The sequence below is a fragment of the Streptomyces sp. NPDC047042 genome, assembly GCF_040644035.1.
Classification (GTDB): domain Bacteria; phylum Actinomycetota; class Actinomycetes; order Streptomycetales; family Streptomycetaceae; genus Streptomyces.
In genome coordinates this window covers 61,217-80,885 of record NZ_JBEYVP010000018.1, presented here as the reverse complement: position 1 = coordinate 80,885, position 19,669 = coordinate 61,217, and the positions used below count along the sequence as shown (strand labels likewise).

The following is a 19,669-nucleotide window of genomic DNA, read 5'->3' as shown; positions in this document are numbered from 1 at the left end:
CGGTACGCTTCAGTTATGAGTGCTGTTCCTCGTTCCGAGAAGCCGGTGGGCCGGTTTCGGCGCATGCTCGACCGGCTCTCCTCGTCACAGGAGGACCTGGAGTCCGAGGAGTTGCGCGAGGACACCGCGGTCGCCGGCTGTACGCGTATCGGTGACTGCCACGACCGACAGATAGTGACGGTTACTGGTACCTTGCGCACGGTCACGCTACGGCCGAGGGCGGGGGTTCCGGCCCTGGAGGCCGAGCTCTTCGACGGCTCGGCCGCGCTGGACGTGGTGTGGCTCGGCAGACGTTCCATCGTCGGGATAGAGCCGGGGCGCAAGCTGATCGCGTCGGGGCGGATCTCGATGAGCCGGGGCCGGCGCGTGCTGTTCAATCCGAAATACGAACTGAGACCTCTCGGACGGGAGTAGCCGGTGACGTCGCTCGACAAGCCGACCGAAGACGCCCAGCACGATTCCAGGGCGGTGACCGAGGCCGCGCTCTTCGAGGCGTTCGGCGGTCTGCGGGGCATGATCGAGACGGTCCTGCCGGGGCTGCTCTTCGTCACGATCTACACGATCAACAAGGACCTGCACTCGTCGGCCATCGCGGCTCTCGGTGTCTCGGTGCTGCTGGTGGTGGTGCGCCTGGTCATGAAGGACACCGTCAAGCACGCCTTCAGCGGTGTCTTCGGGGTGGCCTTCGGTGTCGTCTTCGCGATGATGACGGGCAACGCCAAGGACTTCTATCTGCCCGGCATGCTCTACACGCTGGGGCTGGCGCTGCTGTATATCATCACGACGTTGTTCGGGGTGCCGTTGCTCGGGGTGATCCTCGGCCCGGTCTTCAAGGAGAACCTCTCCTGGCGCACGCGTAACCCGGGGCGCAAGAAGGCCTACGCGAAGGCCAGTTGGGCCTGGGGGCTGATTCTGCTCGCCAAGTGCGCGATTCTGTTCCCGCTGTACTGGTGGGCGGACACGGCGTCGCTCGGGTGGGTGCTGGTGGCGTTGAAGATTCCGCCGTTCCTGCTGGCCGTGTGGCTCACGTGGGTGTTCCTGGCGAAGGCGCCGGCGCCGATCGATGTGTTCGCGGAGATGGAGGCGGAGGAGCGGGCCGAGGAGCAGCGGAAGGCTGCGGCTTCTTCTTCCGAGTAGGGCGGTGTGTGGGGGTGGGCGTCGGGGGTTTTCGCCCCCGCCGCCCCTACCCGTCCCATCCCTTCTGGGGGCTGTGCCCCCAGACCCCCCCTTTCGGCCCTGAAGGGGCCTCGTCCTCAAACGCCGGACGGGCTGGGGGTCAGCTCGGGGCTTCTTCCTTGCGGACCGACAACAGGTCCTCCAGCTGTTCCTCTCTGGCCTGGGCTGCTACGAACAGGAGTTCGTCGCCTGCTTCCAGGGAGTCCTCCCGGGACGGGGTCAGGACCCGGGTGCCGCGGATGATCGTCACCAGGGACGTGTCCTCCGGCCACTCCACGTCGCCGACCTGGGTGCCGGCCAGCGCCGACTCCGGGGGGAGCGTCAGTTCGACGAGGTTGGCGTCGCCGTGGCTGAAGCGGAGCAGGCGTACCAGGTCGCCTACGCTCACCGCCTCCTCGACCAGGGCCGACATCAGACGCGGGGTGGAGACCGCCACGTCCACGCCCCAGGACTCGTTGAACAGCCACTCGTTCTTGGGGTTGTTCACGCGGGCGACGACGCGCGGAACGCCGTACTCCGTCTTCGCGAGCAGGGAGACGACCAGGTTCACCTTGTCGTCGCCCGTCGCGGCGATCACGACGTTGCAGCGCTGCAGCGCGGCCTCGTCCAGTGACGTGATCTCGCAGGCGTCGGCGAGCAGCCACTCCGCCTGAGGGACTCGTTCGACCGAGATGGCCGTGGGGGCCTTGTCGATCAGCAGGATCTCGTGCCCGTTCTCCAGCAGCTCGCCCGCGATCGAGCGGCCCACGGCACCGGCACCGGCAATGGCGACCCTCATCAGTGACCGGCCTCCTCTTCAGGGCCCTCGGCGAAGGACGCCTCGACCTTTTCGACGTCGTCCGTACGCATCATCACGTGCACCAGGTCACCCTCCTGGAGCACCGTCTGCGAGGTGGGCAGTACCGCCTCGCCCAAGCGGGTGAGGAAGGCGACGCGCACGCCGGTCTCGTCCTGCATCCTGCTGATCTTGTGGCCCACCCAGGCCGACGACGCGTGCACCTCGGCGAGCTGGACGCCCCCGGTGGGATCCCGCCACAGCGGCTCCGCGCCGGACGGCAGCAGGCGGCGCAGCATCTGGTCGGCCGTCCAGCGGACCGTGGCGACCGTCGGGATGCCCAGGCGCTGGTAGACCTCGGCGCGGCGGGGGTCGTAGATACGGGCCGCGACGTTCTCGATGCCGAACATCTCGCGGGCCACCCGGGCCGCGATGATGTTCGAGTTGTCACCGCTGGAGACGGCGGCGAAGGCGCCCGCCTCCTCGATGCCCGCCTCGCGCAGGGTGTCCTGGTCGAAGCCGACCCCGGTGACGCGACGGCCGCCGAACCCGGAGCCCAGTCGTCGGAAGGCGGTGGGGTCCTGGTCGATCACCGCGACCGTGTGCCCCTGTTGCTCCAGGGTCTGCGCGAGAGCGGAGCCCACTCTGCCGCAGCCCATGATGACGATGTGCACGACCGTCCTTCCATCCGTTGACTTGGCTTGAACAGGGTCTCAGACCCCCGCCCAAGCTTCACACGCACGGTCGCCGGAGGGCACCCCTCTACCTGCGGCTGATGCTGCGGACGCTGGCCAGGGTCAGCAGGGCGAGGGCGACGAGAGTGGCGCCGGCGCCGATCAGTTCCGCGGCGAGATCTGGCATGGGGGCTCCTGGGGGAGACGGCGGAGGTGAAGGGGGGAAAGGGGGTAAAGAGGGCATAAGGACTGCGGTGGTTTCGTCATATAGCCATGAGGACGCGGCCCCCGGGGTGTCCGCCTGTCTCGCATGCCGGAATTTCACTCGGCGGACCGGCGGGATTTCACCCGGATGTGCTCAGAGCAAGTCAGGGAGCTTACGATCCTGTCCGTGTCCAAACTGACCGACGTGCCCAAACGCATCCTGATCGGGCGCGCACTGCGCAGTGATCGGCTGGGCGAAACGCTCCTGCCGAAGCGCATCGCTCTCCCCGTCTTCGCCTCCGACCCGCTCTCCTCCGTCGCCTACGCGCCCGGGGAAGTGCTGCTGGTCCTGTCGATCGCGGGCGTGTCGGCGTACCACTTCAGCCCGTGGATCGCGGTCGCTGTCGTCGTACTGATGTTCACCGTGGTCGCCTCCTACCGGCAGAACGTGCACGCGTACCCGAGCGGTGGCGGCGACTACGAGGTGGCGAACACCAACCTCGGCCCCAAGGCCGGCCTCACGGTCGCCAGCGCGCTGCTCGTCGACTACGTGCTCACCGTCGCCGTGTCGATCGCCTCCGGCATCGAGAACCTCGGCTCCGCCGTCCCCTTCGTCGTCGAACACAAGGTGTTCTGCGCGATCGCCGTCATCGTGCTGCTGACGCTGATGAACCTCCGGGGCGTCAAGGAGTCCGGGAAGCTCTTCGCGATTCCGACGTACGTGTTCGTCGCGGGCGTCTTCATCATGATCGCGTGGGGCGCGTTCCGCGGCCTGGTGCTCGACGAGACCATGCGTGCGCCGACCGCCGGCTACGAGATCAAGGCCGAACACCAGGGGCTGGCCGGATTCGCGCTGGTGTTCCTGCTGCTGCGTGCCTTCTCCTCCGGCTGCGCCGCGCTCACCGGCGTCGAGGCCATCTCCAACGGCGTGCCGGCCTTCCGTAAGCCCAAGTCCAAGAACGCGGCGACCACCCTCGCGGCGATGGGGCTCCTCGCCGTCACCATGTTCTGCGGAATCATCGTGCTGGCCATGACCACCAAGGTGCGCATGGCCGAGAACCCCGCGCACGACCTGCTGGACAACGGGGTCGAGGTCGGTTCCGGATACGTCCAGAACCCGGTGATCTCACAGGTCGCCGAGGCCGTGTTCGGCGACGGCAGCTTCTTCTTCATCCTGCTCGCCGCCGCCACCGCACTGGTGCTCTTCCTGGCCGCCAACACCGCGTACAACGGCTTCCCGTTGCTCGGCTCGATCCTCGCGCAGGACCGCTACCTCCCGCGCCAGCTGCACACGCGCGGTGACCGGCTCGCCTTCTCCAACGGCATCGTGCTGCTCGCCGGGGCGGCCGTCCTGCTGGTGTGGATCTACGGGGCGGACTCGACGCGCCTCATCCAGCTGTACATCGTCGGCGTGTTCGTGTCCTTCACGCTCAGCCAGACCGGCATGGTCCGGCACTGGAACCGCCACCTGGCCACCGAGAAGGACCAGGTGAAGCGCCGGCAGATGATGCGCTCCCGCGCGATCAACGCCTTCGGCGCCTTCTTCACCGGGCTGGTGCTGGTCGTCGTCCTCGGTACGAAGTTCACGCACGGTGCCTGGGTGGCCCTGCTCGGCATGGTGATCTTCTACGCGGTGATGACCGCCATCCGTAAGCACTACGACCGGGTCTCCGAGGAGATCGCGGCCCCGGAGGGCCCGGGCGACGACAGCGTGCGGCCCTCGAGGGTGCACTCGGTCGTCCTGATCTCGAAGATCCATCGGCCCACGCTGCGGGCGCTCGCGTACGCGAAGCTGATGCGCTCCGACACCCTGGAGGCGCTCAGCGTCAACGTCGACCCGGTGGAGACGAAGGCACTGCGGGAGGAGTGGGAGCGGCGGGGGATCACCGTGCCGCTCAAGGTGCTCGACTCGCCGTACCGGGAGATCACCCGGCCGGTGATCGAGTACGTGAAGGGTCTGCGCCGGGAATCGCCGCGCGACGCCGTGTCCGTGATCATCCCGGAGTACGTGGTCGGTCACTGGTACGAGCAGCTGCTGCACAACCAGAGCGCGCTGCGCCTCAAGGGCCGCCTGCTGTTCACCCCGGGCGTCATGGTGACGTCGGTGCCCTACCAGCTCCAGTCGTCCGAGGTGGCCAAGAAGCGGGCCCGCAAGCGGCAGGAGTGGAACGCCCCCGGATCCGTGCGGCGCGGGCCCGCGGAGGAGCGGGCGCGGGAACCGGAAGCGAAGGACTGACGGCTGTCGGCGACCGGGTCCGGTACGACGGACTTGTGGTGAGCGGCCGGGCGACGCCCACGTAGACTGGTGGGCTGTTGTCCGGCCGTCCCCCTTTGCTCATCCCTTTCGCATCCCTTTCTCATCCCTGGAGTCACCCCGCCATGCAGGCAGAACCCAAGAAATCGCTGGTGGGCCAGGAGTACGAGGTCGAGGTCGGGCCCGTCGCGCACGGCGGCCACTGCATCGCCCGTACGGACGAAGGACAGGTGCTCTTCGTCCGCCACACGCTGCCCGGTGAGCGCGTCGTGGCCCGGGTGACGGAGGGCGAGGAAGGGGCGCGGTTCCTGCGCGCGGACGCGGTGGAGGTGCTGACGGCTTCCAAGGACCGGGTCGAGGCGCCCTGTCCGTACGCCGGCCCCGGCCGCTGCGGCGGCTGCGACTGGCAGCACGCCAAGCCGGGCGCACAGCGCCGCCTCAAGGGCGAGGTCATCGCCGAACAGCTCAAGCGGCTCGCCGGCCTGACCCCGGAGGAGGCCGGCTGGGACGGCACGGTGATGCCGGCCGAGGGCGACAAACTGCCGCCCGGCGAGGTGCCTCAGTGGCGTACGAGGGTGCAGTACGCGGTGGACGCGGACGGCAACGCCGGTCTGCGGCACCACCGTTCGCACGAGGTCGAGCCGATCGAGCACTGCATGATCGCGGCGCCGGGCGTCAGCGAACTCGGCATCGAGCAGCGCGACTGGGCCGGGATGGAGTCCGTCGACGCGATCGCCGCGACCGGATCACAGGACCGCATGGTCATCCTGGAGCCCAAGCCCGGCGCCCGCCTGCCCCTGGTCGAGCTCGACAAGCCCGTCTCCGTCATGCGCGTCGAGGAGCACGACGGCGGCATCCACCGCGTCCACGGCCGCGCGTTCGTGCGCGAGCGGGCCGACGGGCGGACCTACCGGGTCGGCAGCGGCGGCTTCTGGCAGGTCCACCCGATGGCGGCGGAAACGCTGATGAAGGCGGTCATGCAGGGCCTGCTCCCGCGCAAGGGCGACATGGCCCTCGACCTCTACTGCGGCGTCGGCCTGTTCGCGGGCGCCCTCGCCGACCGGATCGGCGAGAAGGGCGCGGTCCTCGGCATCGAGTCGGGCAAGCGCGCGGTCGAGGACGCCCGGCACAACCTCGCGGCCTTCGACCGCGTCCGCATCGAACAGGGCAAGGTCGAGGCGGTTCTGCCGCGCACGGGTATCACCGAGGTCGACCTGATCGTCCTGGACCCGCCACGGGCGGGCGCGGGTCGCAAGACGGTCGGGCAGCTGGTGAAGCTGGGGGCGAGGAAGATCGCGTACGTGGCCTGCGATCCGGCGGCGCTGGCGCGGGATCTGGGGTACTTCCGGGAGGGGGGGTATCGGGTGCGGACGTTGCGGGCTTTTGATTTGTTTCCGATGACGCATCATGTGGAGTGTGTCGCCATCCTTGAACCCGCTGGAAAGGGATCTTGACCTGCGGTTTTCTGTCTTCTTCGTCGGATCGACCGGTTTGGGAGGCGGGAACGGGTAAGGCGCCGTCGTAGTCGCGGGCGTCGTGGCCGACCGTCTCCGCAGCGTTGATGGACTGGGAGACGATGACGGTGGCGACCGCGCTGGGCGCCCGGCCAGCGGCGGCCCAGCGGGGCATGAATCCGTAACACATGTGCCAGGGCGGGAAGTCCTTGGGCAGGGCCCGCCACTTGCAGCCGGTGTCGGCCGTGTATCGGATCGTGTCCACCATCTCGCGCCGTGGGTGCTTCTCCGGTCGCCCACCCGTGCTGGTCTCGCAGGCCGGTGTCGGCAGCGGGTGTCGTGAAGTCGGCGATGATGTAAGCGTCGAGTCGACCGACCCGAACTGGGTGTTCAGGTGTTTGATCCACCGCCCCTTCGGCTGTGTTCGTGTGGGTGTTCGCGATCCGTCGCTGCCGTGAGATGGCCCTGATGTTCTGACGTTCTCCGGCACGAGCGTCGGCAGACCGGCGGTCGGAGAGTGTGAGGGCAGCTCCGCTCATGCTCGCGAGGATCGACGCCCACTTCCGGGTGCCGTCGTGTCGCGATTTTTTGGACTGACATGCTGTGGTCGTGCAAGTGTGCACGCACGGTCATTGCTCACAGCACTACAGAGGAATACGTTGAAAGCTTTTCGGCAGTCCGTGCCCTCACCTCGGATCGGCGACAGCCAGTCGCCAGTACGGGGACGGGATGCGGAGTTGGCTCTCCTGGACGAGCGCTTTGCCGAGCTGGCGCGGGGCCGCGGCGGCATCGTGTGTGTCGAGGGGGCTCCCGGCAGTGGCAAGAGCCGCCTGCTCGTGGAAGCGTGGGGACGAGCAATGCGCCGCGAGCTGCGAGTGTTCCAAGGCGGCGCCGATCCTGACGGGCAGTTCGTTCCCCTGGGGCCGCTGCTGGACGGACTGCTCACGGACAGCGGCACGCTGTTCGACGTCGATCGCCTGCGCGACCTGGCGAGCGCTTCCGAGCAACGCTTCTGGCTGCTCCAGGAGTTGCAGGACCGGTTGGAGCAGGCGGCGCTCGACATGCCGCTGGTCATCGCCCTGGACGACGTCCAGTGGCTCGACGACGTCACCCTCCTCGCCCTGCGCACGCTGACCGCGCGACTCACGTCGCACGCCATCCTGTGGCTCCTGGCGGTCCGAACCAACGCCGCCGCGCCGGGTGTCCGCGCGACGCTGGACCGCCTCGGGCAACTTGGCGCACTCCGCCTGGAACTCGGTCCCCTCACCGCCGAGGCGGTCGCCGAGATCACCGAGGACGTCCTGGGGGCCAGGCCCGACGCCGGGACGCTGAAGGCGGCTGGACGGGCCGAAGGTGTGCCGCTGCTGCTCGTCGAACTGCTGCGCAGCATGCGCGAAGAGCACTCCGTGGTCGTCGAGGGCGACATCGCACGACTGGCCGGCGACGAGGTGCCGGCCCGTTTCCAGGCTTCCGTACGGCTCGCTCTCGACCGCCTCACCCCGGCGACGCGCGAGGTCGTACAGACCGCTTCGGCGGTCGGCCGCACGGTCACCATCGGGCTCCTCGCCGAACTGCTGGGACGGCCCTCGGCCTCGCTGATAGCGCCGGTGCAGGAGGCCCTGGACGCCCATCTGTTCGTCGAGCGCGACGAGCGGTTGCTGTTCCGTCACGACCTGTTCCGTGAGGCCGTCGAGAGCAGCATCCCCGTGGCCGTGCACCGGGCTCTGCGGCGGCACGCCGCCGAAGTGCTGCTGGCACGCGGAGCCCCGGTGACCGAGGCGGCCGCCCTGCTCGTGGACACCGCCGAGGCCGGGGACCAGCGAGCTGTGGAGTTACTGAGGGCCGCCGCTGCCGAGCTGTCCGCTTCGGCTCCGGCATCGGCCGAACAGCTCAGCCGGCGGGCGCTGGAACTGACCGCGGAGACCGCGCCGGAGCATCCCGCTGTCGTCGCGGAGACGATGCTGCTGCTGTGGCAGACGGGACAGGCCGGACAGGCTCGGGCGCTGGCCGCCGCGGTCCTGCCGGGGAGCATGCGGCCGGAGGCCGAGGCCCGGCTGAGGCTCGGTCTGGCCCGCGTCTCCAGCCAGTTCGACTTCACCGAGGCCGCCGAGCAGGCCCGGATCGGGGCGGCGCTTCCTGACATCTCCGAGGGTGTGCGGGCCCAGTTGCTGGCGCTGCGTTGCCTCAACCTGTCGATGATCGGTGACTTCGAGGCGACGTCACGGGCCGTTGCCGAAGCCCTCGCGGCGGCGGCCGAGGGCGATGACGACGCCGCCCGGGCCACCGCGATCGCAGTCGACTCCGTCGTCCGCTTCTACCGGATGGAGTGGCAGCGGGCGTTCGAGCTGGCCGACGAGGCGTCGTCCCTCGCGGACGACATCGGCTTCCTCCACTCGCTGTGGGTGCCGGAGGCGCTGTGGCAGGCTTTCCTGTTCAACGCCGAGGGCCGGACCGACCGGGCGCTCGCCGAGTCGGCGGCCGGCATCCGGGAGACCCAGAAGCAGGGGCAGGCCGCGGCCATGGGCCTGTGGATGAGCAACCGGTCCCGGGTGCTTTTCGACGCCGGCCACCTGGACGACGCACGCGCGGAGGCCGAGGCCACCACGGCGCTGGCGGACGAGATGGGCATGGGCAACTTCGCCGAGGCGACGGCCCTGTACACGCTTCTGCGCGTCGCCCTGCACACCAACGACCGGGAAGCCGTCACGACGTACGCCGCGCAGGCCGAGCGCATGGTCGGCGACCCCGCCGTCCTCGTCCGCAACGTGGGCTCCTGGCTCCTCGCCCTGGTCGCGGACGACGTGGGCGCACCGGATCGTGCCATGGAACTCCTCGACGAGTCCTTCGGCACCTTAGCCCTGGACGGCCCGTCCCTCGCCAGCCCGGACGACCCGGCCGACATGGTCGTCTTCGTCCGCATGGCGCTGCGGGCTGGGGCGGCGGAGCGGGCCGCCGCGGCCGTCTCCCTCGCGGAGCGCCGGGCGGATCGCAACGCCGGCTTCCCGGTCCTCGCGGCCGCCGCCGCGCACGCCCGGGGCCTGCTCGACAACGATCTCGGACAGCTGCTCACGGCGGTCGAGCTGTACGACGGCATCCCCCGACTGCTCCCCAGGGCCGCGGCGCTGGAAGACGCCGGCATCCGGCTGGCCACGCGCAGCGCCGCCGACGCCGTGCCCCGTCTCGACCGTGCGCTCGACCTCTACACGGAAGCGGGTGCGGAACGTGACGCAGCCCGTGTCCGGTGCCGGCTGCGCGCCATGGGTGCCCCGCGGCGCCGTACCTCCGCCCAGCGGACCTCCGCGGTCTGGCCCGAACTGACGGAGTCGGAGGTGGCGGTCATCCGGCTGGTCGCGCAGGGTCTGACCAACCGGGCGACCGCTCAGCGCCTGGGGCTGTCGCCGCACACGGTCAGCTCGCACCTGCGGCGCGCCTTCATCAAGCTCGACATCACCTCACGCGTCGAGCTGGCGGAAATCGCAGCCGCACGTCGGCACGGAGAGTAGTCACTTCGTATCCCACACCCCTCCTCAAGATCCACCGCGGACGTGCGACGCGCGGGGCGCGCGGAGCGCGGCAGGCTCGTGAGGAAGGAAGGGGACGCATTCTTATGACTACTGGGACGACTGCCCGAGGCAGCTCCCGCACCACCATCCACGCCGGGCCACTGGTGTCCGCCCGCGCACAGGGAACGGACTGGCGTGACACGTTGTCGCATGCGTTGGGGGGAGTCGACATCTCCTCGCGGGACCCCTCGTCCTCGGGCTCCGTCAGCACCGCCGTCCTCGGCATGCTGCGGGTGGTGCGCTCGGAGGGCGACGGAATGACTGTCCGGCGCTCCGCCGTCTCGACCGAGGACACCGGTCGCGGGGACTGCGTGGTCGTCAGCCTCCTGGAGTCCGGGGCCGGTCGGATCGACCAGGACGGGCGGACGGCGGCTCTGGAGACGAACGACGTTTTCCTCTACGACACGTTCCGGCCCGTCCGGCTGGACATCACGCACTCCTTCCGCGTGAAGTCCCTGGTGCTGCCCCGTGCGGCGCTGCGCTCGCACGAGGACGACTTGTGCCGGATCACGGCGGTGCCGTTCGGGCCCGACACGTCCATCGGTGCCCTGTTGCCCTCAATGGTCACGCGGCTCGTGGACGACGCGGAGCTGTTCTCGGCGGACATCGGTGAGTTGATGGCCCGCAACGCGGTGGACCTGCTCGGGGTGCTGGCCGACGAATGGCTCCGGCGCGGCCGAGCCGAGGCGGCCGACGCCAACCGGGCCCTCCTGCTGCGGATCCAGGGGTTCATCGACGAACAGCTCGCCGATCCCGAGCTCTCGCCCGCGCGCATAGCCCGCGCCCATCACATTTCGCTGCGATACCTGCACAAGCTCTTCCAGTCCGAGGGCACGACGGTCGGCCGCTGGATCCTGCGTCGCCGGCTCGAAGCCGGCCGACGCGACCTGCGGCACCGCCAGACCCGGGGGCTGACCATCGCCGCCGTGGCACACCTGCACGGATTCGCCAGCGCCGCGCACTTCAGCAGGTCGTTCCGGGCCTTCTATGGTGTGTCCCCCAGCGAGTGGCGCGCCACGCCGGCCCCAGGTTCTGGCGTCATGTATCCGCCTGGGTGACTTCGTCGAAGCCGTCGGCCGGTACCCCGGACGGCAGCGCCGCCCAGGCCGATGCGTCCGCAGTCCTCAGGCGGGCGGCCTGGTCCACTCGGGTGCGCCGGCCGACAGCCGTCGCGCGGTCACCGACGTCACCACGAGCAGCACCAGCGCCAGCAGCAGGATGTGCACGAGTTCGGTGTGTGCCAGCAGGAGTGTCCCCACGAGCGCGCCCAGGAACATGGCGAGGACCGACAGCACCCGGCGACCGGGCCGCGGTGCCGCACCGCCGGCCACGGTGGAGTCCGCCGCCAGACCGGTCAGGGTGAGCGTCAGGACGGTGGTCGTCAGGTCCGGGACCCCGAGACGCCGCGCGACCGCGTTCTGCGTCCCCATGGCGAGGCCGAGCAGCACGATCAGGGTGTAGCGGACCGGGCTGGACACCTCGCCGTGCGCGACCGCGACCGCGATCACCGTCCCGGCGACGAGCAGGGCCTGTAGAGCGGTCGTCGTGCTCAGCAGCCGTCCGCGATGGGCTGCGAGCCCGGTGCTGAACCGCCCGCCCCCCAAGGCGCCCGCGAGGAACGACAGCAGCGAGACGATGGCGGCCGCCACCGACAGGCCCGGCGCGCCGGCCAGGGCGAAGCCCAGGAAGACCACGTTGCCCGTCATGTTGGCGACGAACACCCGGCCGAGCGCCAGATAGCTCACGGCGTCGATGAGGCCCGTCACCACCGTCAGCACGAGCATCAGGGGCGGCAGCGGCCCGTGCCGGTCGCCCCGGGGCGGGACGAGTGTCCGTGCGGCGTCAGTCAGCAGCTTGCGCATGCCGTGTCCTTTCGTTCGTCGGGTCGCCGGCCGTCGGCCGCGACAGCACCGCTCGGGTGACCAGCCCGCTTGCCGGGCCGATCACGATCGCCGCGAGGGAGACCCACAAGGGCCAGGTGATGGGCCCGAGGGCGTGGTCGAGCGACCACTTTCCAGGACCGGTGAGGGCGAGGGCCGCGGCGACGGCCACGAGGACCGCCGGGTACTCGTAGCCGTCGTGCTGGACCCACAGCCCGTTGTGCCACTTGATGGTGCCGGCCACCGTCATCACCCCCATGGCGGCCGTTGCCGCCAGCGGAGTGAGGAGTCCGGCCGCCAGGAACAGTCCGGCCCCTATCTGGCTGCCGCCCGCGGCGAGGGCGGTGAGTTGCCCGCCGCGAAAGCCGTCCCGGCGGAACTCCTCGGTTCCTCCGGCCAGCCCGCTGCCGTCCAGCCGGAAACTGACCTTCTGCACTCCGTGCCCGGCGATGAGGAGCCCCACCACCAGCCGGAGCAGCAGCAATCCGCTGTCCATCGCGTGTATCCGCCTGTTCCTGACGTCCGTCGTCAACCGTGGGGGAGGGTCAGCCGGCGGCGTGCTCGCCGATGACCGCCTGGGCGTAGACGACGCCGAGACCGTAGGTACCGCCGTGCGCCTTCACGACGTCCATGACCGGCAGGTACGTCTCCGCGCGCGCCCAGTCGCGCTGGAGCTCCAGGAGCACCTGCACCCAGGTCACCGGCACCACACCGGCCTGGACCATGCGCTGTACGGCGTGCTCGTGGGCCTGGGGGCTGACGCCGCCCGACGCGTCGGTGACGACGTAGACCTCGTAGCCCTGGGCGAGCGCCGACAGCGCGGGCAGCACGACGCAGACCTCGGTCCACAGCCCCGCGATGACGAGCTTCTTGCGCCCGGTCGCCTTGACCGCCTCGACGAAGGCCTCGTCCTCCCAGGCGTTCATCGTGGTGCGGTCGACGATCTTCTGACCGGGGAAGACGTCCGCGAGCTGCGGCATCAGCGGGCCCGAGAACGACTCGGCGGCCACGGTGCTCAGGACGGTGGGGACCTCGAAGGCCTTGGCGGCCTTCGCCAGGCCCACGGTCGCGTTGATGATCGCGGTGCGGTCGCCGCTGCCCGTGCCGAAGAACATCTGCGGCTGGTGGTCCACGAACAGGACCGTGCAGTTGTCGGGGGTCAGCAGGTCGGGGCTGGGAGCAGCGGTGACCTCGGCGATATCGACCATGAGTGTGCCTTTCTGCGATGAGAGATGACGATCACGGACGGTCGTCCGCGATCCGGGAAGGGAGGTGTGAGGGCCGGAGCGCACGGGCGCGCCTCCGGTCACAGGGAGAAGCAGGGGTCGAAGACCGGGGTGTCGTTCTCGGGGACCAGTCCGCGGCGGGCACGCCACTGGCGGTGCAGCTCCGACTCGGCGGCGGCCTCGCCGAGCAGTTCCGCCTGACGGACTCCCGGCCTGTCCTGCGCGGGGGTCGCCTGGTAGCCGCCGAAGTGGGCCACCGGGCTCCACTCGGGCGTCACGGCGGGCATCTCCTCGTCGATGCCCTCGTACTCGCCGGCGGCGTACACGACCCGGCCGCCGACGACCGTCAGGAGGGCTTCGATGTGGGCGATCTCCGGATCCGGCACCGTGAAGTAGTCCTCCGACAGGACGGTCAGGTCACCGAGGAAACCCGGGCGCAGTACGCCCTTGAGGTCCTGTTCACCGGTCAGCGCGGCACCAGCCGTGGTGAACATCTCCAGCGCCGTCTCCCGGTCGACCCGGTTGTGCGGCGGATGGATGGTCAGATCGCCCACGGTCCGGCCGGTGACCAGCCAGTGCAGAGCGATCCACGGGTTGTACGAGGAGACCCGTGTGGCATCGGTACCGGCGCCCACGGTCAGTCCCCGCCCCAGCATCGCCCGGACCGGCGGCGCGTCCGCAGCGGCACCGATCCCGTACCGGCGGACGAAGGCCTCGCCCTGGAAGGAGAGCCGGTTCTGCACGGACATGGCGCCGCCGAGCGCGACGATACGGTCGAGGCTGTCGGCGGACACCGTCTCCGCGTGGTCGAACAGCCACCGGTTGTTCCCGGGGAACAACCCCTCGGCGGCCAGCTTCTCGAAGACGGCCAGGTCACGGCGGATGGTCTCGTCGTAGGTGGCGTGCAGGCGGAAACCCCAGCCGTTCTCCATGAGGAGGCGGACCGCTTTCTCGAACTCCACCTCGTAATCGGGGGCGTGTTCGGGGCGCGGCTCGGCGAAGTTCTCGAAATCCGCCGCCGCCCAGGTGAGGTTCTCTCCGGCGCCGTTGAGGCGCAGCCACTCGTCGCCGTCCTCGGGGCGGACCATGGCGATCCACCGGGTGAGGTCGTCGATCTCCTGTCCGGCGGTCTGCGGGAAGAGGTGGTAGGCGATCCGCAGGGAGAGCGCGCCTTCCCTGGCCAGCTCCGTGACGGTCTCGTAGTTGTCCGGGAAGTTCTGGAAGCCGCCCGCCGCGTCGATCGCGGAGGTGAGACCGAACCGGTTGAGCTCGCGCAGGAAGTGCCGGGTGGACGTCTTGCGATGCTCCTCGTCCAGCACCGGCGCCTTGGCCAGCGTCGAGTAGAGGATCAGTGCGCTCGGGGCCGCGAGCAGCATGCCCGTGGGGTCGCCGTCGCGTCCCCGCATGATCTGTCCGCCCCGCGGGTCGGGGGTGTCCTTGGTGTAGCCGGCGGCCTTGACGGCCGCGCGGTTGAGGATGGCGGACTGGTACAGATGCAGGATGAAGACGGGGGTGTCCGGCGCGGCGGCGTTGAGTTCCGCGACCGTGGGCAGCCGCCGTTCGGCGAACTGCTCGGCGGACCAGCCGCCGACCACCCGTACCCACTGGCCCGCGGGGGTGCGGGCCGCCTGTTCCCGGAGCATGGCCAGGCCCTGGCGAAGGGAGCGTACGCCGTCCCAGCGCAGCTCCAGCACGTAGTTGAGGCCGCCGCGGATGACGTGCAGGTGAGAGTCGTTGAGGCCGGGGATCATCCGGCGGCCCAGCGCGTCGACCACCCGGGTCGCGGAACCGACCTGCCCGGCCACGTCCTTGTCCCCGCCGACGGTAGTGATGACTCCGTCGCGGATGGCGATCGCCTCGGCCTGGGGCAGCCGGGGATCACCGGTGTGGATCTTCGCGTTGCGGACGACGAGGTCCGCCGCGTCGTCGGTGGCGCGGGGAATCAGCCCGCCGACCGGCATCGTGGACACCTTTCGACAACCTCCTGAAGGGCGTACGGGGCGTATGGGGTGGGATCTGCGACAGGCCGCGCTCAAGCCGACGACACATCGGCGAGGTGCACGGACGACCGTGCGGCGGCTGCTTCGCCGATCACGCTACGGGGGAAGAGCCGGGCCCGATGTCCGGTCAGTGCACTGCGGGTTGACCTGTAGCGCACGGGTGGTCCGGCGGCCCGAGGGTGCTTCGCACGCGGTGGTGGTCGCCGGCCTCGCGGGAGCGACTCAGGGGTTCTGCCGGGTGACCGCGACGACGACACCGCCCAAGAGCGCACCGGCAACCAGCGCGGGCGCAGGGAGCCACGTCGCCGGCAGCAGGCCGACGACGGTGACGGCGCACGGGACGTCATCGGCCTTGCGGCGCCGGTGCGGGCGGAGGTGCACCGCCCGGACGGCGAACACGAAGACGGCGGCCGGAACCGTGACCCCCAGCGCGGCCGGCAGGACCCCGGCGGTCCCCGCGGGGCGCGTGAGGTGGTCGGCGTAGGCAGCCAGGCCCGCTCCCTCGGCGGTGGCCGACGCGAACACGAAGTAGTGCCCGTAGGCCCAGGTGAACCGTCTGCCGTGCGCCTGGTGCGTCGTGGCGAGCAGCGTGTGCGCGGGCCGGGCGAAGTACAGCCACCACATCGCGATGGCCATCAACAGCCTGCCCCCGGCCAGGGCGCACAGGGCGGCGATGTTCTGTTGCCGCTCGAAGGCCCCCCGTACGGCGATCGTGGCGGCCGCCTCGTAGGCTCCGCGATATGACGTGGAGGCCACGGCGTCATGCACGGAGATGCCGGGAAGTCGACCCGTGGCCGGGAGGAACAACAGCCCCACCAAATCGAGTTGACAGACCGTCACGCCGACGGCGAAGCGCAGCGTGGTCGCACGCCGCGGGCGATCGGCGAGGCCGGCGCGCAGCCACAGTGCCGCCAGTGCCGTGCGCAGCACCACCGGTACCGAAGGAGGAAACGGTGACCGGGTAGAACAACACCTGCGCACCCTGTTCGGCGATTCACCGGGCCACCGCGTGGGTTCTCTCGATCGCCACCGGGTAGCGGGCCTCGGGCGACAGGTCGTACTCCGGGAACACCACCACAGTGTCCGTGGGCCGGCCCGGCACCACCACCCACTCCTTGTCCAGCGCCGGCAGAGCGATGTCGCCGGATTGCACCTCGTCGACCGCCCTGCGGCCCTTCACCGGCGTCAGCTCGAACAGGTAGGGCGGACGCGGCGGCAGCCGCCCAGCGCCTGCCAGTCGGTCGGTGTCATGCCGTAGGTGGCCCGGAAGACACGGCTGAAGTGGGCCGCGCTGGTGAACCCCCAGCGGTGCGCCACCGCCGCCACGGTGATCCTGCGGTTCGGCGCCCTGCTCAGATCACGCCGGCAGCAGTCCAGCCGACGCTGCCGCACCCACTGCCCCACGGTGATCCCGTCGGCCTGGAAAAGCTTGTGCAGGTAGCGCACGGAAATATGGTTCGCGCGTGCGATCGACTGCGGGGACAGGTCGGGGTCCGGCAGATGCTGTTCGATGTAGGCGCGGACATGGGAGAGCATCTCGTCGCGGGCGGACGGCCCCGCCGGATCGTTCCGTTGCGCCCCTTGCAGGAGTTCCATGACGAGGACGACCAGGAGATCGACGGTGTTGCGGGTCAGTTGGTGAATCACCTGAGGCGCGTGCGTGTCGGCCCCGGCGGACAACACCGACAGGAAGTCCGAGACCAGCCCGCCCAGTCCCGCATCGCCCGCGACCCTCGTTCCGGTGAGTTGGTCCCAGTCAGCTTCCGAGAGTTCCAGATAAGAGCGTGGCAGCCGGAAGACCGTCATGCCGCAGGCGTCCGGAAACCTCGGCGAGCGTTGTCGTCCCGGATCACAGAAGATGAGGTCGCCCGGTCTCATGACGATACGGCCTCCGTCCCGGGTCGTCGCGACAGAGTCCTTCTCGGCCAGCCCCAACCGGAAGAACTGGTCGTCTCCTGCGTGCGGCAGTGGCGAGAGGGTATGGGTGAGCCCGGGCAGTGTGGACATGAGGAGTTCTCCGCTCGATGCGATAGCGGCCCTGTCGCGTCGCGGCCCGTGCTCCGGGAGACCGTCCGCACACCGTGGTCGGTGTCGCATCGGTGTTGCCTGCGCCGAGTCCAGGGTCGAGGTCATGCCGCCGACGGCGGCCTCATGTCCTCTACTCTGCCGAACGTCTGTCCTGCAGGCATCTGTCAGTCGACTGGCGATGTGACTGTCCGTTGGCAGGCCGGGGCACCGTCAGCCCGCGACCGCATCCCCTGAGCGGCGTTCGGCCTCGGTGATCCCGCCCCAGACGCCGTACTGCTGCCGCGAGGCCACAGCGAAGCGGGCGCACGGGCCGCTCACCGGACCGGCGCGGCAGATCGCGCGCGCCCGCCTCCTCCCGACGCCTGCGCGCCGTGCCCCGCTCGCCGCTGGGAGAGAAGAAGACCGCGCTGTCCACGCCTCGGCACGCGGCCTTGCCCTGCCAGTCCCACATGTGCAGCAAGGCTTCGCCAGCGCCCTCATCCGTCCCGTCCCGCCGCTGAGGCGTCCCTGGCGGCGGGGGTTCAGGAGTGTGCCGACGGACGTGTTCGCGCACCGCCTGAGAACCGGCTCAGCGCGGCGAGCCGCTGTTCGAAGGGGATCAGACCGGCGCCGAACCCGTCGGTGGGGTCGACCGAAGTGATCGCGCCGTGCAGGGAGCGGGGTGCGATCGCCGCGGTGGTGTCGACGTCGGGGGCCGTGGCGGGGGCGGGGACTCTGCCGGGGCCCGGGGAGCTGCCGGTGGCCTCGGTTCCGGTGGAGGTCATGAAGCGGGCCAACTCGGTGCCCGCGCGGGCGATGCGGTGGGCGAGGCCCTCTTCGCCCCAGTCCTCGGACGCCGCGTACACGGCGGTCGGCAGGACGAGCGCGCGCAGGTAGGTGAACAAGGGGCGCAGGGCGTGTTCGGTCACCAGGGAGTGGCGGGCGGTGCCGCCGGTCGCGCCGGCGAGCAGGGGCTTTCCGGTCAGGGCGTCTTTGTCGATGAGGTCGAAGAACGACTTGAACAGGCCGCTGTAGGACGCGGAGAAGACCGGCGTGACGGCGATCAGGCCGTCCGCGGCGGCCACCGTGTCGAGCGCGGCGGCGAGCCGGGCGGCCGGGAAGCCGGTGACGAGATGCTGGGCGATCTCGGTGGCGAGGTCGCGCAGTTCGACCACCTCGACCTCGGCGTTCACATGGTCGAGCGTGGCCGCGGCGAGGCGGTCGGCCAGGAGCCGGGTGGACGACGGGGAGCTCAGCCCTGCCGCCACGACGACGAGCCTCACCGGGAACTCCCTTCGGCGGTGGTCGTCTTGGCGGCGACGCGGGCGGCGTGGGTGGGCGCGTCGGGGACGCCGGCGGGCTTGAGGCCGGCGAACTCCTTGCGCAGCACCGGGACGACCTCCTCGCCGAGGATGTCGAGCTGCTCCAGGACGGTCTTGAGGGGCAGCCCGGCGTGGTCCATGAGGAACAGCTGGCGCTGGTAGTCCCCCACATAGTCACGGAAGGACAGGGTCCGCTCGATGACCTGCTGCGGGGAGCCGACGGTCAGCGGGGTGTCGCGGGTGAACTCCTCCAGGGACGGGCCGTGGCCGTAGACCGGAGCGTTGTCGAAGTAGGGGCGGAACTCGCGGACCGCGTCCTGGGAGTTCTCGCGCATGAACACCTGGCCGCCGAGGCCGACGACGGCCTGCTCCGGGGTGCCGTGCCCGTAGTGGGCGAAGCGCCTGCGGTAGAGGTTCACCATCTGCTTGGTGTGGCCGGCGGGCCAGAAGATGTTGTTGTGGAAGAAGCCGTCGCCGTAGTACGCGGCCTGTTCGGCGATCTCCGGAGAGCGGATGGAGCCGTGCCAGACGAACGGTGCGACACCGTCGAGCGGGCGCGGGGTGGAGGTGAACGACTGCAGCGGCGTACGGAACTTGCCCTCCCAGGTCACCACGTCCTCGTCCCACAGGCGGCGCAGCAGCGCGTAGTTCTCGATGGCGAGGTCGATGCCGTCCCGGATGTCCTTGCCGAACCACGGATAGACCGGGCCGGTGTTGCCGCGGCCCATCATCACGTCCATGCGGCCGTCCGCGACGTGCTGGAGCATCGCGAAGTCCTCGGCGATCTTCACCGGGTCGTTCGTCGTGATCAGCGTCGTCGAGGTGGACAGGATCAGGTTCTCTGTGCGGGCGGCGATGTAGCCGAGCATCGTCGTCGGAGAGGACGGCACGAACGGCGGGTTGTGGTGCTCGCCAGTCGCGAAGACGTCGAGGCCGGCCTCCTCGGCCTTGAGCGCGATGGCGAGCATCGCCTTGATCCGCTCGTGCTCACTCGGCGCACGCCCGGTCGTCGGATCGACGGTGAGATCACCGACGCTGAAAATCCCGAACTGCATTGCTGATTCCTTTCGATGACGTACTCGGTACTGGGGATGCGGTATTGGTCGTCGCACATGAGTCGCACATGACAACGCG

At 70.0% G+C, this 19,669-nt stretch carries 16 protein-coding genes and 3 pseudogenes; 6 read left to right on the top strand and 13 right to left on the bottom strand.

Going from position 1 to position 19,669, the window contains the following annotated elements; genetic code table 11:
- Positions 1–15: 15 nt before the first annotated feature.
- Both ABZ855_RS22125 and ABZ855_RS22120 read left to right on the top strand, forming a co-directional pair.
- A complete protein-coding gene (locus tag ABZ855_RS22125; protein ID WP_360809275.1) occupies positions 16–414 on the top strand; it encodes an OB-fold nucleic acid binding domain-containing protein in 399 nt (132 codons plus the stop codon).
- A 3-nt stretch (positions 415–417) separates the two neighbouring features.
- On the top strand, positions 418–1,137 hold the full coding sequence (locus ABZ855_RS22120; protein ID WP_319199918.1) for a DUF3159 domain-containing protein: 720 nt from the start codon (positions 418–420) through the stop codon (positions 1,135–1,137).
- A 139-nt stretch (positions 1,138–1,276) separates the two neighbouring features.
- On the opposite strand, the gene ABZ855_RS22115 is transcribed toward ABZ855_RS22120, so the two are convergent.
- Together ABZ855_RS22115 and ABZ855_RS22110 are read right to left on the bottom strand one after the other, a co-directional pair.
- Positions 1,277–1,954 carry a TrkA family potassium uptake protein gene (locus ABZ855_RS22115; RefSeq protein ID WP_307630888.1) on the bottom strand — a complete coding sequence of 226 codons (678 nt, stop codon included), beginning with the start codon at positions 1,952–1,954 and terminating at the stop codon, positions 1,277–1,279.
- Complete coding sequence (locus ABZ855_RS22110) at positions 1,954–2,625, bottom strand: TrkA family potassium uptake protein (protein ID WP_319199920.1); 672 nt, start codon at positions 2,623–2,625, stop codon at positions 1,954–1,956. The genes ABZ855_RS22115 and ABZ855_RS22110 overlap by 1 nt, the downstream gene beginning before the upstream one ends.
- Before the next feature lie 391 nt (positions 2,626–3,016).
- Between ABZ855_RS22110 and ABZ855_RS22105 the strand changes: the two genes are divergently transcribed.
- Both ABZ855_RS22105 and ABZ855_RS22100 read left to right on the top strand, forming a co-directional pair.
- The gene (locus ABZ855_RS22105) at positions 3,017–5,065 is read left to right on the top strand and encodes an APC family permease (protein WP_360809272.1); all 2,049 of its coding nucleotides are present in this window, start codon (positions 3,017–3,019) and stop codon (positions 5,063–5,065) included.
- 143 nt (positions 5,066–5,208) lie between these two features.
- The gene (locus tag ABZ855_RS22100) at positions 5,209–6,537 is read left to right on the top strand and encodes a class I SAM-dependent RNA methyltransferase (protein ID WP_360809270.1); all 1,329 of its coding nucleotides are present in this window, start codon (positions 5,209–5,211) and stop codon (positions 6,535–6,537) included.
- A 64-nt stretch (positions 6,538–6,601) separates the two neighbouring features.
- Here ABZ855_RS22100 and ABZ855_RS22095 read toward each other — a convergent pair.
- A pseudogene (locus ABZ855_RS22095) lies at positions 6,602–6,868 on the bottom strand (transposase); the annotation flags it as partial.
- Between the two features lie 286 nt (positions 6,869–7,154).
- Here ABZ855_RS22095 and ABZ855_RS22090 point away from each other — a divergent pair.
- Both ABZ855_RS22090 and ABZ855_RS22085 read left to right on the top strand, forming a co-directional pair.
- Positions 7,155–10,040, top strand: coding sequence for an AAA family ATPase (locus tag ABZ855_RS22090; RefSeq protein WP_360809268.1), 2,886 nt, complete (start codon positions 7,155–7,157; stop codon positions 10,038–10,040).
- A gap of 104 nt (positions 10,041–10,144) precedes the next feature.
- Positions 10,145–11,158: a helix-turn-helix domain-containing protein gene (locus ABZ855_RS22085; RefSeq protein WP_360809266.1), complete on the top strand. Its 1,014-nt coding sequence runs from the start codon at positions 10,145–10,147 to the stop codon at positions 11,156–11,158.
- Positions 11,159–11,224: 66 nt separating this feature from the next.
- Here ABZ855_RS22085 and ABZ855_RS22080 read toward each other — a convergent pair whose 3' ends face one another.
- The 10 genes and pseudogenes from ABZ855_RS22080 to ABZ855_RS22035 all read right to left on the bottom strand — a co-directional run bounded on the left by ABZ855_RS22080 (position 11,225) and on the right by ABZ855_RS22035 (position 19,590).
- Positions 11,225–11,962 carry a YoaK family protein gene (locus ABZ855_RS22080; RefSeq protein WP_360809264.1) on the bottom strand — a complete coding sequence of 246 codons (738 nt, stop codon included), beginning with the start codon at positions 11,960–11,962 and terminating at the stop codon, positions 11,225–11,227.
- Positions 11,943–12,476 (bottom strand): DoxX family protein, encoded by a 534-nt coding sequence (locus ABZ855_RS22075; RefSeq protein WP_360809262.1) that lies wholly within the window; start codon positions 12,474–12,476, stop codon positions 11,943–11,945. Before ABZ855_RS22075 ends, ABZ855_RS22080 begins: the two co-directional genes overlap by 20 nt.
- A gap of 49 nt (positions 12,477–12,525) precedes the next feature.
- Positions 12,526–13,188, bottom strand: coding sequence for a hydrolase (locus ABZ855_RS22070; protein ID WP_360809260.1), 663 nt, complete (start codon positions 13,186–13,188; stop codon positions 12,526–12,528).
- 98 nt (positions 13,189–13,286) lie between these two features.
- The gene (locus ABZ855_RS22065; RefSeq protein WP_360809463.1) at positions 13,287–15,167 is read right to left on the bottom strand and encodes an amidohydrolase; all 1,881 of its coding nucleotides are present in this window, start codon (positions 15,165–15,167) and stop codon (positions 13,287–13,289) included.
- Between the two features lie 261 nt (positions 15,168–15,428).
- Positions 15,429–16,136, bottom strand: a complete 708-nt coding sequence (locus tag ABZ855_RS22060) for a low temperature requirement protein A (RefSeq protein ID WP_360809258.1) — start codon at positions 16,134–16,136, stop codon at positions 15,429–15,431.
- Between the two features lies 1 nt (position 16,137).
- A pseudogene (locus tag ABZ855_RS22055) lies at positions 16,138–16,413 on the bottom strand (alpha/beta hydrolase fold domain-containing protein); the annotation flags it as partial.
- A complete protein-coding gene (locus ABZ855_RS22050) occupies positions 16,392–17,213 on the bottom strand; it encodes a helix-turn-helix domain-containing protein (RefSeq protein ID WP_360809256.1) in 822 nt (273 codons plus the stop codon). The pseudogene ABZ855_RS22055 and the gene ABZ855_RS22050, both read right to left, overlap by 22 nt.
- Before the next feature lie 231 nt (positions 17,214–17,444).
- Positions 17,445–17,685: pseudogene (locus ABZ855_RS22045) on the bottom strand (WhiB family transcriptional regulator).
- Positions 17,686–17,755: 70 nt separating this feature from the next.
- Positions 17,756–18,496 carry a CE1759 family FMN reductase gene (locus ABZ855_RS22040; protein WP_360809254.1) on the bottom strand — a complete coding sequence of 247 codons (741 nt, stop codon included), beginning with the start codon at positions 18,494–18,496 and terminating at the stop codon, positions 17,756–17,758.
- The gene (locus tag ABZ855_RS22035) at positions 18,493–19,590 is read right to left on the bottom strand and encodes an LLM class flavin-dependent oxidoreductase (protein ID WP_360809252.1); all 1,098 of its coding nucleotides are present in this window, start codon (positions 19,588–19,590) and stop codon (positions 18,493–18,495) included. The genes ABZ855_RS22040 and ABZ855_RS22035 overlap by 4 nt, the downstream gene beginning before the upstream one ends.
- Between the last annotated feature and the right edge of the window lie 79 nt (positions 19,591–19,669).

What these genes read in the sequence shown, in the direction of transcription:
- ABZ855_RS22035 (WP_360809252.1), bottom strand. Translation starts at nt 19,590, where the DNA reads ATGCAGTTCGGGATTTTCAGCGTCGGTGATCTCACCGTCGATCCGACG.
- ABZ855_RS22080 (WP_360809264.1), bottom strand. Translation starts at nt 11,962, where the DNA reads ATGCGCAAGCTGCTGACTGACGCCGCACGGACACTCGTCCCGCCCCGG.
- ABZ855_RS22075 (WP_360809262.1), bottom strand. Translation starts at nt 12,476, where the DNA reads ATGGACAGCGGATTGCTGCTGCTCCGGCTGGTGGTGGGGCTCCTCATC.
- ABZ855_RS22085 (WP_360809266.1), top strand. Translation starts at nt 10,145, where the DNA reads ATGACTACTGGGACGACTGCCCGAGGCAGCTCCCGCACCACCATCCAC.
- ABZ855_RS22100 (WP_360809270.1), top strand. Translation starts at nt 5,209, where the DNA reads ATGCAGGCAGAACCCAAGAAATCGCTGGTGGGCCAGGAGTACGAGGTC.
- ABZ855_RS22115 (WP_307630888.1), bottom strand. Translation starts at nt 1,954, where the DNA reads ATGAGGGTCGCCATTGCCGGTGCCGGTGCCGTGGGCCGCTCGATCGCG.
- ABZ855_RS22125 (WP_360809275.1), top strand. Translation starts at nt 16, where the DNA reads ATGAGTGCTGTTCCTCGTTCCGAGAAGCCGGTGGGCCGGTTTCGGCGC.
- ABZ855_RS22070 (WP_360809260.1), bottom strand. Translation starts at nt 13,188, where the DNA reads ATGGTCGATATCGCCGAGGTCACCGCTGCTCCCAGCCCCGACCTGCTG.
- ABZ855_RS22050 (WP_360809256.1), bottom strand. Translation starts at nt 17,213, where the DNA reads ATGTCCACACTGCCCGGGCTCACCCATACCCTCTCGCCACTGCCGCAC.
- ABZ855_RS22065 (WP_360809463.1), bottom strand. Translation starts at nt 15,167, where the DNA reads ATGCCGGTCGGCGGGCTGATTCCCCGCGCCACCGACGACGCGGCGGAC.